The sequence below is a fragment of the Gilliamella sp. B3172 genome, assembly GCF_026536465.1.
In the GTDB taxonomy this organism is placed as follows: domain Bacteria; phylum Pseudomonadota; class Gammaproteobacteria; order Enterobacterales; family Orbaceae; genus Gilliamella.
In genome coordinates, this window is record NZ_JAFNOA010000013.1 from 26,295 (window position 1) to 41,459 (window position 15,165).

A 15,165-nucleotide genomic window follows, 5' to 3' on the forward strand; every position below is an offset into this window, starting at 1 on the left:
TATATTAGATGATTTTTTTATAGCTATTGATTAGATTAACCCAAATTTTTGCAACGCTTTAGCAATGCCATCATTATCATTGGTATCGGTAATATATTCAGCTTGCGCTTTCAAATCATCGACCGCATTACCCATTGCAATAGGATGATCAACAGTTAAAAACATTTCAAAGTCATTCATACCATCACCAAAAGCGTAGGTCGGCACATCAGTAAATCCTTTAGTTTTTAACAGCTCATTAATACCATTTCCTTTTGAGCCACCGTGATTAAAGACATCGACACAATAAGGGGTATTACGAATAAAGGTTAACTCCGGGAAAACATCACGATAATTAGCTTCGCCCTGCTCACAAAGTAGCAATAGCATTTGAATAGGTTCTTTTAAATAGATCTGATCATCAACTGGTGGCACTTCTTGTTTTAAATAGTGATAAAAAGTGTTCGCAGGCTGGCTATTTTCCGAAACCCTCATCGTTTTATAGTTATAAAATGCTAAAGGAATATTCATTTGCTGCTGTGAAAATTCATAAATACGGGTTATAACATTTTTATCTATGTTATTGGTGTAAACAACTTCCCCTTGATAGACCACAACTTGCCCATTCATACCAACAATCGAATTGATATGCGTTGTTCGCATTAAATTAGCCACCTCACAAGGAGTACGGCCCGTAGCCAGCATTGGTATAATATTATTTTGCTTTAACTTTTCTATGGCTTGATAAGAGCTAGGTAATACATCAACTTGACTGTTAAATAATGTGCCATCTAAATCAAAAAAAACGATAGCTTCAGGTTTTTTACTCATTTTACAAATCCAAAATATGTTTAATAAAAGGAATGGTTAATTTACGTTGTTGAGCTAACGTTGCTACCTCAAACTTTTCCAGTAAAGAAAATAGTGTTCGCATATCACGATTAACACGTTTTAATAAGAATAAACCCACTTCGGTTGATAATTCAAAACCACTTAACTGTGCTCTTAATTGCAGTGCTTTAAGTTTATCATCATCACTAAGTTGTTTTAATTGATAAACTTGCCCCCATGTCAATCTGGAAACTAAATCCGGTAGCGTAAAAGCGATCTGTCTTGGTGGTGCACTGGCGGTAATTAACAACTTACTAATATTTTTTTCGGTTAAACGATTAAATAGATCGAAAATAGCCTCTTCCCAATGACGATGTCCGGCAATAGCATCAATATCATCTAGACAGACTAAATCATAATTATCTAACCCCTGTAAAATTTCGGGAACAAGGTGATAATACTGTTTTAAAGGAATATAACTCGCTAATTTATTTTGACTTGCTGCATGTAATAAATGCGTCCGACCAGCAGCGCTAGCCGACCATAAATAAAAGACACTAAAACCTTCCTTATCAAATAAGGTTTGTAATGATTCAAGCAATAATTGATTATCACCTACATAAAAACTATCAAAGGTTTCATTATTAGGTGATGAAAAAGGTAAAGGTAACTGTGAAAGAGTAATAAAGTAACCTCACAATAAAAATACATACATGATAAGTATAAATTTGCTTTTATAAAAATCAATCACTTTCATATAAAAAGGAGAGAGAATTATAATACAAGATGATAAGTTTATAATAAATAAAGAGCAAATTAACGCTATAAACTTATCACAGATAGAACTTTAAAAGCCACATGCGTGATTTTTATGCGCTTAAATGTCATAATCTTAAATTAATCAGTCCATTTTCCGGTATTAGTTGGTCTGTTGAGTAAAATTAAGGCTTTGTGCGAGTTTTGACAATTTAAGCTATCACCATAAATTTCACCGTTGATACATTCTTTACGGTATTGATCGAGTAGTTCTTTGTTATTTTTGAAGTCTTCTACAGTATAGGTCTTCTCATTACATCCGAATAAAAACATGGCAGTAATTAATATTAGTATCTTTTTCATATAAATTCCTTACACTTGTGAGTTAATCTTATTAACATCTACTGTGCTTTATTAAAGATAATCATTTACAGCGACTTAAAGTAAATCTGATATTGTCTTTATAGGCTACTTAGCATATTTATTCTTTATTGCAATATCTTGTAATGATTCCTATCGGCTTTGATCAATTTCACACAGAATTTTTCGCATTATTTTAGATTTAGATTACTTCCATAACGCCACCCCAAAAAGGATCTGCTAATTTATCTGCTTGATTGTATATTGCTTGAGATCTTAATGGTGTTTTGAAAAGCGTCTATTGAGTAAATGAAGATTTGATCACTGCTTTTTCATTATCTGTTTCAATTAAACTTTTACCATCAGACTAACTTATTTTATACACGCATTTATAATATGTAATGCTATCAAATAGAGTTATGTTATTTATTATTGTTCTTATTCAAGAAGAAAAATTGCAAGAAAACCGGACAAAAAACAAGCGATCAAACTTAATTTTTGTGGATAACTCTGTGACAAATTCCCCTAATAAGCTGTGATGAGGGTATTAATAACCTAAAAAAATAAATCTTCTGTGGATAACTAAAACAATTATCAACAGCTTTAACTAGAAAAAGATCCGATCAATTAACAGAATTTCACGATCGATAAGATCCTATGAAATTACAATAAAACGTGGTTATCCACAAAAAGGATCCACGCTAATAGTAGTAAAAATAAAAAAGATCACATAAAAGATCTTATTTAATTTAAAGCGCGATCAAAATAGATCATTTGACGTAACTGAAAAGATGAGTACAATTCCTAACGCTAAATTAAATCAGATCACCCGATCAAAAAAATACGATCACCGATAGATAAATAACAACGAGGCTTTATATGTTTTATCCGGATCTTTTTGATGTCATCATTGTTGGTGGCGGTCATGCAGGAACAGAAGCTGCCATGGCATCAGCAAGAATGGGCCGCAAAACACTTCTTTTAACCCATAATATCAATACATTAGGTCAAATGTCCTGTAATCCAGCTATCGGCGGAATAGGCAAAGGACATTTGGTTAAAGAGATCGATGCAATGGGTGGGTTAATGGCACATGCTATCGATTTAGCTGGGATCCAGTTCAGGATCTTAAACAGCAGTAAAGGTCCAGCGGTTAGGGCAACACGTGCTCAAGCAGATCGATCGCTTTACCGTAAAGTGATCCGCACAACCCTTGAAAACCAAGAAAACCTAATGTTATTCCAACAATCGGTTGAAGATGTGATCATCGAAAACGATCAGATCGTCGGTGTAAAAACCCAAATGGGTGTCAGCTTTAAAGCTAAAGCGGTTGTACTCACAACTGGAACGTTTTTAGACGGTAAGATCCATATTGGCTTAGATAATTACAGTGGTGGACGAACAGGGGATCCTGCAGCGATCGGCTTATCTAAATCATTACACCAATACCCTTTTAGAATGGGGCGCTTAAAAACAGGAACGCCACCAAGAATTGATGCCAGAACCATTGATTTTTCAAAATTAGGTACACAGTATGGTGATGATCCTGTTCCGGTTTTTTCATTTTTAGGCAATGCAAGTGAGCATCCAAAACAGATCCCTTGTTATATAACAAGTACCAATGAAACAACCCACGAGATCATTCGTAACAGTTTAGATCGTAGCCCAATGTATACAGGTGTTATTGAAGGGGTTGGTCCAAGATATTGTCCTTCTATTGAAGATAAAATAATGCGTTTTGCTGATCGTAATTCGCATCAGATCTATCTAGAGCCGGAAGGATTAGACAGCAACGAGATCTATCCAAATGGGATCTCAACAAGTTTACCATTTGATACGCAACTTGCTTTTGTGCGTAGTATGAAAGGGCTTGAAAATGCCAATATTGTCAGACCGGGTTATGCGATCGAATATGATTATTTTGATCCACGGGATCTTAAGCCTACACTTGAAAGTAAAGTGATCAAAGGGCTATTTTTAGCCGGTCAAATCAATGGAACGACCGGTTATGAAGAGGCTGCGGCGCAAGGGATGTTAGCGGGATTAAATGCTGCCAGATTTGTTTATGATCAAGATCAATGGTATCCAACTCGTGATCAAGCTTATTTAGGGGTACTGGTTGACGATCTTTGTACTTTAGGAACAAATGAACCTTATCGTATGTTTACTTCACGAGCTGAATATCGTTTAATGCTTCGGGAAGATAATGCTGATATTCGTCTAACCGAGATCGGCCGCAAGTTAGGCATGGTTGATGATTATCGTTGGCAGCGATTTAATGAAAAATTTGAAGCCATTGAGCAAGAAAGAGCTCGATTACGTGACATTTGGGTGCATCCGCATATTGAAACTATTGATGAAGTTAATGCGGTATTAAGCGCCAATTTAACCAAAGAAGCTAATGGTGAAGAGTTACTCAAACGTCCTGAAATGAGTTATCAAACATTAAAATCATTGTCATTGTTTGCACCAGGTCTGAATGATGCGCAAGCGGCTGAACAAGTTGAAATTCAAGTTAAATATGATGGTTATATTAAGCTGCAAATTGAAGAAATCGAGCGGCAAAAACGCAACGAAGAGACATTAATTCCGGCGCATATCGATTATGCCGAAATATCGGGGTTATCGAATGAAGTGGTGGCTAAGTTGAAACAACACAAGCCAGTTTCAATTGGTCAAGCTTCACGCATTTCAGGTATTACACCTGCGGCTATTTCGATGCTATTGGTTTATTTAAAAAAGAAAAATTATGTTAAAAAAGAAACTCATTAATCTAATTGATCAAACGGATCTTTTGATCACAGATCAGCAAATAGATCAGTTAATTGATTATGTTCAAATGCTTAATAAGTGGAACAAAGCTTATAATTTAACCGCTGTGCGTGATCCTAATGAAATGTTGATAAAACACATCATGGACAGCGTTGTCGTTTCACCTTATTTAGTTGGTAACAGTTTTATTGATGTTGGCACCGGACCGGGCTTACCGGGCATTCCGTTGGCCATTATCAATCCTGATAAACAATTTGATTTAGTTGATAGTTTAGGCAAGCGTATTCGCTTTTTAAAGCAGGTACAATTTGAACTAAAACTGGCTAATATTAATCCCGTTCAGAGCCGAATTGAAGCCTATTGCGATAAACAGTTTGACGGTGTAATTAGTCGGGCTTTTGCCTCTTTGCAAGATATGCTTAATTGGTGTAAACATCTACCGAATCAACAAGGATCTTTTTATGCGCTGAAAGGAAGTGAAATCGATGCTATTCCTGCCGGTTTTACTTTGAAACAAGATATTAAATTAACGATTCCTGAGTTAGATGCTGAACGGCGTTTAGTTATCATTCAATAGTTTTATACTAAAACGTAGGTATTTTCTGAAAGTTTTTGACAAAACTAATTCTTACGTTTTTTTAAGTAATCTTTAATACCATTTAAAATGGCTTTTGATATCTGATTTTGGAATGAAGCCGTTTTTAGCTTTTTCTCTTCATTTATATTACTGATAAAAGCTGTTTCAACCAAAACAGAAGGGATATCGGGGGCTTTTAATACCGCAAAACCTGCTTTTTCAATTGATGGTTTGTGTAATTGATTGACCACTTTCATACGATTTAAAATGGCATTACCCAATAACACACCATTACTTAGTGTGGTTTTTTGTACCAGGTCTAAAATTGTATTATCCAAGTACTTATCACCACTACGGCTAACGCCACCGATTTGGTCAGCTTTATTTTGAGTTTGCGCTAAATAGCTAGCTGCTGAACTACTGGCACCTTTGGTTGATAAGGCAAAAACTGTCGATCCTTTTACCGATCGGTTGGTAAAGGCATCAGCATGGATTGAGATAAACAGATCTGCATGCAACGAGCGAGCTTTTGCAACTCGCACATTTAAAGGGATAAAGACATCTTCGTTGCGCGTCATGTAGACTTTTATATTTGGCTCTTTTTTTAGCAGGTTGTAAGTCCGGCGAGCAATTTGTAAAACAATATCTTTTTCTCGGGTCTTTTTATATCCTATAGCGCCGGGATCTTCACCGCCATGGCCTGGATCTAGCACAACAACAACTGGGGCATTTTTATTTTTATTCGTTGTTGTTTTGATCTGTGATTGTTTTTGGGTCAAGTCGCCTTTGGTGTACTCTTCGAGCAATGCCAGTAACGGATCGTCATCTTCTGGTGAAGCAGATTTAGACGGATAAAGATCCATCACTAAACGATGTTTAAACGTTTCAATAGGCGGTAACGTGAATGTATTTGGCTCTACACCTTGCTTTAATACAATCATTATTCTGACCGTTTTAGGATCAAGTTGTAAAACTCTGATTGATTTTATATAAGGATCGTGGTTTAAAACTTTTGATGAAATACTTTTTAGTGTAGTATTTAAATCCACTTTATCTATGTCTATCACCATTCTGTCGGGGTTACGTAGTGCAGAACGTTTATAGTTAAGTTTGATATTTGATTCTAACGTGATGCGAGTATAAGTTGAAGAAGGCCAAACACGAACAGCAACAATCTGTGCCTTTGTCGCAGCAAAGCCAACACGAGAAACTGACAATAAACAAGTCGCAATAATGCCCTTAACTAAAAGGCGTTTTGTTGGACTAAATGTTTTTGACATATCTTCTTACTTTCATCTGTTAGGTAAATTAGTCGCAGATAATAACATAAAATAAAAACATGTTAAGAAGAATGATTATCATAATCGGTTGTTTAATTAAAAATTTAGTCTGCTCAGTTATAAAAGGTTTTGTCGATAATCATTTTTATATTATTAATGCCAATAATAAAACATATATCACCGGGTGTTATGCGTTTAAAATAACGATTAAGACGATTTAGACTTTTTTAATCTAGGTTTTTAGGTCGATTTTAGCTGGAATTTATTGGTGATAAAAAATCGCAATGAAAACGGTTTCAATTTGTTTATTTATTACTCATTAACTATAAACTTCTATGAAATTATTAGTTAGAATGAATTAAAAAATATTTTTTTACTTATCAATGATAAAAAGACTAATTTAAGCTCATCTTTATATAGACCCTACATTCACAAAGGATTACAATATAGCACGCTAAAATCGCGGATTTAAACCCGTTTTCATTTTAACAATTAAATATAGCTGAGTTATTGATGAGCAAAAAATTACATATCAAAACTTGGGGCTGCCAGATGAATGAATATGATTCAACTAAAATGGCCGATCTCCTTGAATCCACCCACGGTTTAACATTAACAGACAATGCAGAAGAAGCGGATATTTTATTATTAAATACCTGCTCTATTCGAGAAAAAGCACAAGAAAAAGTTTTTCACCAATTGGGACGCTGGAAAAACTTAAAACAACATAACCCTGATATTATTATCGGTGTGGGGGGATGTGTGGCCTCTCAAGAAGGTGCCCATATACGTAAACGTGCCCCGTTTGTCGATATTATTTTTGGGCCACAAACTTTTCACCGTTTGCCAGAGATGATTGAGCAAATTCGTAGTGGTAAAGGTAACCATGTTGTGGATGTTAGCTTTCCTGAAATTGAGAAATTTGATCGCTTACCAGAACCACGTAGCGAAGGCCCAACGGCTTTTGTGTCAATTATGGAAGGGTGTAATAAATATTGTACTTATTGTGTTGTACCTTATACCCGTGGCGAAGAGGTCAGTAGGCCTTGTGATGATGTAATTTACGAAATAGCACAGTTAGCAGAACAAGGTGTGCGTGAAGTTAATTTGCTTGGGCAAAATGTGAATGCATATCGTGGTCCTACTTTTGATGGCGATATTTGTTCGTTTGCCGAACTACTTCGTTTAGTTGCTGCCATTGACGGTATTGATCGAATTCGCTTCACGACCAGTCATCCTATTGAATTCACTGATGATATTATCGATGTTTATCGTGACACGCCGGAACTGGTTAACTTTTTGCATTTACCAGTGCAAAGTGGATCTGACCGTGTTTTAAATTTAATGAAACGAACTCATACAGCGATTGAGTATAAATCGATTATTCGAAAATTACGTAAAGTTCGTCCTGATATTCAAATCAGTTCCGATTTTATTGTCGGTTTTCCGGGCGAAACACAGGAAGATTTTGAACAAACCATGAAACTAATTGCCGATGTCAATTTTGACTTAAGCTATAGCTTTGTTTATTCATCACGCCCTGGCACACCCGCAGCTGAAATGGAAGATAATGTTTCTGAGGAAGAGAAAAAACAACGTCTTTATATCCTGCAAGAACGGATCAATCAGCAAGCAATGCAATTTAGCCGTCGTATGCTAAATACAGTGCAACGTATTTTAGTCGAAGGACCATCCAAAAAAGATCTCATGGAATTAACGGGCAGAACTGAAAATAACCGTATTGTTAACTTCGAAGGTCATCCAAATATGATTGGTAAATTTGTTGATGTTGAAATTACCGATGTTTATCCAAATTCATTAAGAGGTAAAGTCGTGCGTACCGAGGATGAAATGGATCTGAGGGTGAGTCAATCACCTATGTCTGTGATTTCAAGAACTCGCAAAGAAAACGATCTAGGCGTTGGTATTTATCATCCATAATTAAATAACGTATTTAATTATAAAAATAATATTATTTCATAACGGAAAGGAAAGAAAATGTTCATTATATTTGGTTCTCGAGGTCGTGAAGTAGATGAAGAAACAGGGCAATTTAATTGCCCTAATTGTTGTACAGTGCAAAACATCAAATCAGATGAAAAACAACAAAAATATACGCAAGTTAAAATGGCAAGATATTTTACGTTGTTTTTTATTCCAATATTCAGTTTTCAAACATTAGGAAGATACATTAGATGTAATCATTGTCATTCAGAATATAATGAAAATGTTTTAAACTATGTACCGCCTAGCTTAGAAGAAGAAATAGGCAATGATGTTGAGCAAGAATTAAAAAGCGGTACACCCATCTCAATGATGATCAATAAACTAAAAACGCAAGGTTTAGATCAACAACAGGCGACCAGGTTGGTTGATCAGGTTGTGTCGGGAAATATTGTGACTTGCCAGCATTGTAAAATGGAATTTTTAAAAGGCGTTGAAAAATGCTCTTTATGTGAAGGAAAACTTAGCAATTAACATAATAATTAGAGGGCTTATTATTGAAAATTATTACACATCAAACCGTGCTTGAACCAGATGATAATCAAAGGTTAAATAGTCTTTGTGGCCCTCATGATGATAACGTTAAACAACTTGAACGTCGACTTGGTATTGAAATTAATCATCGTGGTAACTTGTTTTCAATCACAGGCGATAAAATTTGTGTTGAGGCTGCCAATGACATTTTGCAGTCTCTTTATAAACAAACTAAATTAAAAACTAAAGTTGTTAATATTGAACCAGAGCAAATTCATCTAGCGATTAAAGAATCAGGCGCGCTTAACAAAGTTAGTGAACATTTACCTGCCTATATCGATCAACATGGTGGCAAATTAGTCATGATCAAAACTAAGCGTGGTGTGATTAAACCGAGAACGGCAAATCAAGCACAGTATATTGCGCATGTTTTAGATTATGATATTTCCTTTGGTATTGGTCCGGCCGGAACGGGTAAAACTTATTTGGCGGTAGCTGCTGCGGTTGATGCGCTTGAAAAACAACAAATTCGTCGAATTGTGTTAACTCGCCCTGCGGTAGAAGCGGGCGAAAAACTGGGCTTTTTACCCGGTGACTTAAGCCAAAAAGTGGATCCTTACTTACGCCCGCTTTATGATGCTTTATTTGAAATGCTGGGCTTTGAAAAGGTTGAAAAACTAATTGAAAAAAGTGTGATTGAAGTTGCACCATTGGCTTATATGCGTGGGCGTACACTTAACGACGCTTTTATTATTTTAGATGAAAGCCAAAATACCACCATTGAACAGATGAAAATGTTTTTAACACGCATTGGTTTTAATTCTAAAGCGGTCATCACTGGCGATATTACCCAAATCGATTTACCCCGTCATCAAAAATCCGGCTTACGACATGCAATAGAAGTGTTAAGCCAAGTTGATGAAATCAGTTTTAACTTCTTTAATAGCGAAGATGTCGTGCGTCATCCGGTGGTGGCTAAAATAGTGAATGCTTACGATAAATGGGAAGAACAACACCATAATAAAAAGCAACATCCACAAGACAATAGTATATAGAGGAGCAATATTATCTCTATCTCAAGTAAAAAAAAGAAAGGCAATATTCGTGATCATTCGGCAGAAACTAATTTATTTTTGCGTAGGGCGCTATTTGCATTTGTTGTAATTATTTTATTGTTGTCTGTTTTACTTGGCAATTTAGCTGATTTGCAGATTTCAAATTTTAGTTATTACAGTACCAAATCGAATAATAATCGTATCGAAATCATTCCTATTCCACCAAGCCGTGGCATGATTTACGACCGTAATGGTACTCCATTAGCTATCAATAATATTACTTATCAACTTAATATTATTCCTGATAAAACCAAAAATTTAAAAGAGCAGTTTGAGCAATTAAAAAAAATTGTTGATTTAACCGATGAAGACATTGAAAACTTCTATAAAGAGCGTCGTAACTATCGAGCACATCGGCCAGTGCCTCTAAAAGAGAATCTGACTAACGATCAAATCGCTCGTTTTGTTGTTGATCAGCATCGTTTTCCATTTGTTTCAATAGTGAAAATACAACATCGGTATTATCCATATGGCGCTTCACTTACGCATATTCTCGGTTATATTTCGAAAATCAATAGCCAAGATAAAAAACGTCTTGAAGAGGAGAATAAAACCAGTAATTATGTCGCTACCCTCAATATCGGAAAAATGGGGATTGAACGTTACTATGAAGATGTATTGCATGGCACGGCAGGTTATGAAAAAGTCGAAGTAAATAGTCGGGGACGTATTGTCCGTATGCTTGAACAACATCCACCACAAGCAGGTGAAGATATCTATTTATCGATCAATCTTAAGTTACAACTCTTTATTGAACAGATCCTAGCTGGGCGTAAAGCGGCCGTTGTGGCTATCGATCCTAATAATGGTGAAGTATTGGCTATGGTGTCTAGTCCTAGTTATGATTCAAATGATTTTGTCGGTGGCATATCAAGCGCTAAATATAATGACTTACTTAATGATCCGAATAAACCATTATTTAATCGTGCTTTATTAGGTGCTTATCCACCAGCTTCCACAGTGAAGCCTTTTATCTCTATTGCTGCGCTAAGCGAAGGTGTTGTTACACCAAAAACGGTGGTTAACGATCCCGGTTGGTGGCAATTACCCGGAACAGAAAAACGTTATCGAGATTGGTTAAAATGGGGACATGGCCGTGTTGATGTGTTAAAAGCGATTGAAGAGTCAGTAGATACTTATTTTTATCAAGTTGCTTATGATTTGGGCATTGATCGTTTAAACGACTGGATGACTAAATTTGGTTATGGCGAACGCACAGGCATAGATATCTCTTCAAATGAAGAAACTCGTGCTGTTATGCCAAGTCGTGAATGGAAAATAAAACGCCACAAAAAATCTTGGCTGCAAGGTGATACCATTCCGGTTGGTATCGGGCAAGGGTATTGGACTGCTACCCCAATGCAAATGGCAAAAGCCTTAACCATTTTGATTAATAATGGTAAAACTTATACTCCTCACTTTTTATTATATAAAAAAAGTGACATTATCAATTCAAACGAAAACAAGCCAGATATAGATCCGCAATCATTTGAGCAACCTAATGATTTAATTGATGTGAAAGCTAACTATTGGCAACTAGCCAAAGAAGGTATGCATAGAGTAATGTTTGGCTCGCATGGTACAGCCCGCAAAGTTTATGCCGGGGCACAGTATCAAGCTGCAGGTAAATCAGGTACAGCGCAAGTTTATGGTTTGAAAGAAAACGAAACTTATAATGCCCATAGAATACCCGAACATTTACGAGATCATGCTTTATTTGTCGCTTATGCTCCGTATGATAAGCCAAAAATAGCTCTAGCAATTGTGCTGGAAAATGGCGGAGGCGGTAGCTCTAACGGCGGCGCCGTGGCTCGAAAAATACTTGATTATTATCTGCTTGGTGATAATTCTAGCGAGTCAGATGATGCTTCATCAAATTCAGGACAAGGAAATGAAGATTAACTATGAATAATATCAAAAAATCTTTTTGGCAAAAGATACACATAGATCCACTTTTTTTTCTATTTATTAGTTTATTACTTGCATACAGTCTTTATATTCTTTGGAGTGCTAGTGGTCAAAGCATCGATATGATGGAAAAGCGTGTAATACAAATACTACTTGGTTTTATTGTTATGATTTTCTTTGCGCAATTTTCACCGAGATCCTATGAAAAATGGGCACCATATTTATATGTAGTTTGTATTATTGTTCTTTTGTTAGTTGATATATTTGGTTACACCAGTAAAGGCGCACAACGTTGGTTAGATTTAGGCGTAATACGTTTTCAGCCCTCTGAGATTGCTAAAATTGCCGTACCATTAATGGTGGCTAAATTTATTCATCGAGATGGTTGCCCTCCACCACTTAAAACAACGTTGCAAACCCTTGCAATCATTGGTGTACCAACATTATTAGTTGCTATGCAACCGGATTTAGGTACCGCAATTTTAATTGTCATGTCGGGTATCTTCATTATTTTTTTGGCAGGCATTGACTGGCGATTTATTCTTGTTGCGTTGATTTTAATTGCGGCATTTTTACCGATTATGTGGTTTTTCTTAATGCATGACTATCAGCGAGAACGGGTATTAACCCTGTTTAATCCTGAACGCGATCCAAATGGTACTGGCTATCATATAATTCAATCTAAAACCGCTATTGGATCAGGTGGTATATGGGGTAAAGGTTGGCTTCATGGCACTCAATCGCAATTAGAGTTCCTGCCAGAAAGACATACTGACTTTATTTTTTCGGTGATTGCTGAAGAGTTTGGTTTTATCGGAACTGTGGTTTTATTAGTGCTATTTTTGTGTTTAATTATACGTGGACTTGTTATTTCTGCACAAGCACAAACCACTTTTGGCAGAATATTATCAGGTGGTTTAATTTTAGTCTTCTTTGTTTATGTGTTTATTAATATTGGTATGGTCAGTGGAATCTTACCAGTAGTTGGTGTACCATTACCACTAATAAGTTATGGTGGCTCATCTTTAGTCGTTTTAATGGCAAGTTTTGGCATTATGATGTCTATTCATACACATCGATATATGTTATCTAAAAATATTTAACGGAATTTAATTACATGAAAAAGAAATTTAAATTATCTTTTGCTTGGTTAGCACTTGCTATTTGTACTTCAGCATCAGCTGATATCCCTATTCCAGCTATTCCCGAATTAGATGCTGAAGCTTATATTTTAATTGACGCCAAATCAGGCGAAATTCTTGCGCAACATAATGCTGAACAACAGCGCGATCCGGCTAGCTTAACCAAAATGATGACCAGTTATGTCGTTGGTCAAGCGTTGCATTCTGGTCGAATTAAAAATGATGACATGGTTGTGGTTAGTAAAGATGCCTGGGCAACCGGAAATCCCATATTAAAAGGCTCATCACTCATGTTTCTCGAAGTGGGTAAAACCGTTTCGGTTTCCGATCTCAACAAAGGTATTATCATCCAATCAGGTAATGATGCCTGTATTGCAATGGCTGAACATGTTGCTGGAAGCCAAGGTGCATTTGTAAACTTAATGAATGATTATGCGCAAAAAATTGGTTTAACCCATACTCACTTCGAAACTGTGCATGGATTAGATGCACCGGGGCAATATACTACCGCTAAAGATATGGCATTACTCGGTCAAGCACTTATCCGTGACTTGCCGCAAGAATACGCTATTTATAAAGAAAAAGAGTTTACTTATACATTATCAAAACCACAAATGAACCGAAATGGTTTACTTTGGGATACGACGTTAAATGTTGACGGTATTAAAACAGGTCATACCAATGCTGCGGGTTATAATTTAGTTGCTTCCGCTGTCGACGGAAATACCCGATTAATTTCAGTTGTATTAGGTGGGCGCACTTTTAAAGGTCGTGAACAAGAGAGTAAAAAACTACTGGTTTGGGGCTTTCGCTTCTTCGAAACCGCAAATCCAGTCAAGGAAGGTACACCACTTACCACTGAATCAATATGGTATGGTGATGAGAACAAAATTCAACTAGGGGCTATTAATGGTGCATTTATAACTGTACCAAAAGGCCGTGCTGCAGATGTTCAAGTTCAATACAAAATTGACGATTATATTTATGCGCCAATTAAAAAAGGAACAGCTGTAGGCAAAATGCAATTTTTATTAGATGGTAAAGTCATCAATGAGCAACCATTAGTTGCATTACAAAATGTTGAAGAAACAGGATTCTTTGGCAGTATGTGGGATTGGATTTGCTTACAGGGGCATAAATTATTTAATTAAGATTGTCTCATTAGCGTTCTGCAAGTTAAGCTTGCAGAACGATTTTTTTCCGGTTGCAATCATTTAGATCACATCTTTGTTTATCTAACATTACTTATTTCATTTTAATCTTCGATAAATTTTAAACGACTTTAATACTAATTGGTTGGTATTCTATCAGTTTCAATAAATTTACTTTTTAAAATTAATTTATTGATTTTATTTGATTTGTTTCAAAAAACTTGCAAAAAATCATAATATCATGTAATTTTTATATTATGTTATTTAATCTATACCGATAACTAATATCGTTAATTTAAAAACGTGATTCAATTAGGATAGCGATCAAGGAAGTTAAAGCGCAGTTGGGTGATCGTAGTTTTCGACAAATGGACATGTAGAAAACCTATTTATAATCGAATTTTGATACGACTTAAACATTACACGCCTTCCTTTAAACACACTGTAATATCTATTCACAACCGATAACGTTTTTCGGTTTGTTATTATCAAACTATCACTTGTTAATTTCTGATAACCGTCAGGAAAATGAATAGATTTAAACGATTAAAAGCGTAATGACTTATTAATATTATAAAAATATATGGATTAAAAAATAATAAAAAGGACACATCATGGCAAAGGACCCAGCCAACCAGATTCCAAACGACCCCGTCAAACAGGTACAGCAATTTGGTAAACAGTTACTCCATGGACTCCATGAACTGACAGGCTTAGCTGTCAGTCATAACCGTTATACCTTAACGGTTGACGGGTTAAATGCACCTGTTTCAGTATTAAAGGTTAATGGTGAAGAGCAGTTAAACCAGCCGTGGC

General features: G+C 35.9%; 13 protein-coding genes. 9 read left to right on the top strand and 4 right to left on the bottom strand.

The genetic code is table 11. The features are described 5' to 3' along the window. Positions 1-30: 30 nt before the first annotated feature. The 3 genes from J3U37_RS11835 to J3U37_RS11845 form a co-directional block, all read right to left on the bottom strand. Positions 31-810 (bottom strand): Cof-type HAD-IIB family hydrolase, encoded by a 780-nt coding sequence (locus tag J3U37_RS11835; protein ID WP_220218483.1) that lies wholly within the window; start codon positions 808-810, stop codon positions 31-33. Position 811: 1 nt separating this feature from the next. Then, a complete protein-coding gene (gene hda, locus J3U37_RS11840) occupies positions 812-1,495 on the bottom strand; it encodes a DnaA inactivator Hda (protein ID WP_220219598.1) in 684 nt (227 codons plus the stop codon). Between the two features lie 212 nt (positions 1,496-1,707). Beyond that, a complete protein-coding gene (locus J3U37_RS11845; RefSeq protein WP_267375064.1) occupies positions 1,708-1,929 on the bottom strand; it encodes an EexN family lipoprotein in 222 nt (73 codons plus the stop codon). An 876-nt stretch (positions 1,930-2,805) separates the two neighbouring features. Between J3U37_RS11845 and mnmG the strand changes: the two genes are divergently transcribed. After that, a complete protein-coding gene (gene mnmG, locus J3U37_RS11850; protein WP_267336454.1) occupies positions 2,806-4,698 on the top strand; it encodes a tRNA uridine-5-carboxymethylaminomethyl(34) synthesis enzyme MnmG in 1,893 nt (630 codons plus the stop codon). Then, on the top strand, positions 4,676-5,275 hold the full coding sequence (rsmG, locus tag J3U37_RS11855) for a 16S rRNA (guanine(527)-N(7))-methyltransferase RsmG (RefSeq protein WP_267328836.1): 600 nt from the start codon (positions 4,676-4,678) through the stop codon (positions 5,273-5,275). Before mnmG ends, rsmG begins: the two co-directional genes overlap by 23 nt. Positions 5,276-5,319: 44 nt before the next feature. On the opposite strand, the gene J3U37_RS11860 is transcribed toward rsmG, so the two are convergent. After that, complete coding sequence (locus J3U37_RS11860; protein ID WP_267375066.1) at positions 5,320-6,555, bottom strand: N-acetylmuramoyl-L-alanine amidase; 1,236 nt, start codon at positions 6,553-6,555, stop codon at positions 5,320-5,322. Positions 6,556-7,068: 513 nt separating this feature from the next. On the opposite strand from J3U37_RS11860, the gene miaB reads away from it, so the two are divergent. From miaB to J3U37_RS11895, 7 genes are all read left to right on the top strand, one after another. Continuing rightward, entirely contained in the window at positions 7,069-8,496 is a 1,428-nt protein-coding gene (gene miaB / locus J3U37_RS11865) for a tRNA (N6-isopentenyl adenosine(37)-C2)-methylthiotransferase MiaB (RefSeq protein ID WP_267375068.1), read from the top strand. A 57-nt stretch (positions 8,497-8,553) separates the two neighbouring features. Further along, positions 8,554-9,033, top strand: coding sequence for a zinc ribbon domain-containing protein (locus J3U37_RS11870; RefSeq protein ID WP_220218477.1), 480 nt, complete (start codon positions 8,554-8,556; stop codon positions 9,031-9,033). A 23-nt stretch (positions 9,034-9,056) separates the two neighbouring features. Then, positions 9,057-10,088, top strand: a complete 1,032-nt coding sequence (locus J3U37_RS11875) for a PhoH family protein (RefSeq protein WP_267375070.1) — start codon at positions 9,057-9,059, stop codon at positions 10,086-10,088. An 18-nt stretch (positions 10,089-10,106) separates the two neighbouring features. Continuing rightward, positions 10,107-12,050 (top strand): penicillin-binding protein 2, encoded by a 1,944-nt coding sequence (gene mrdA, locus J3U37_RS11880; RefSeq protein WP_366915718.1) that lies wholly within the window; start codon positions 10,107-10,109, stop codon positions 12,048-12,050. 2 nt (positions 12,051-12,052) lie between these two features. Next, positions 12,053-13,159, top strand: a complete 1,107-nt coding sequence (mrdB, locus tag J3U37_RS11885; RefSeq protein WP_220218474.1) for a peptidoglycan glycosyltransferase MrdB — start codon at positions 12,053-12,055, stop codon at positions 13,157-13,159. Between the two features lie 14 nt (positions 13,160-13,173). Next, positions 13,174-14,349, top strand: a complete 1,176-nt coding sequence (locus J3U37_RS11890) for a serine hydrolase (RefSeq protein ID WP_267328839.1) — start codon at positions 13,174-13,176, stop codon at positions 14,347-14,349. 614 nt (positions 14,350-14,963) lie between these two features. Further along, positions 14,964-15,165, top strand: a 202-nt coding sequence (locus tag J3U37_RS11895; protein ID WP_267375072.1) for a hypothetical protein, incomplete at its 3' end; no start/stop codon positions are given.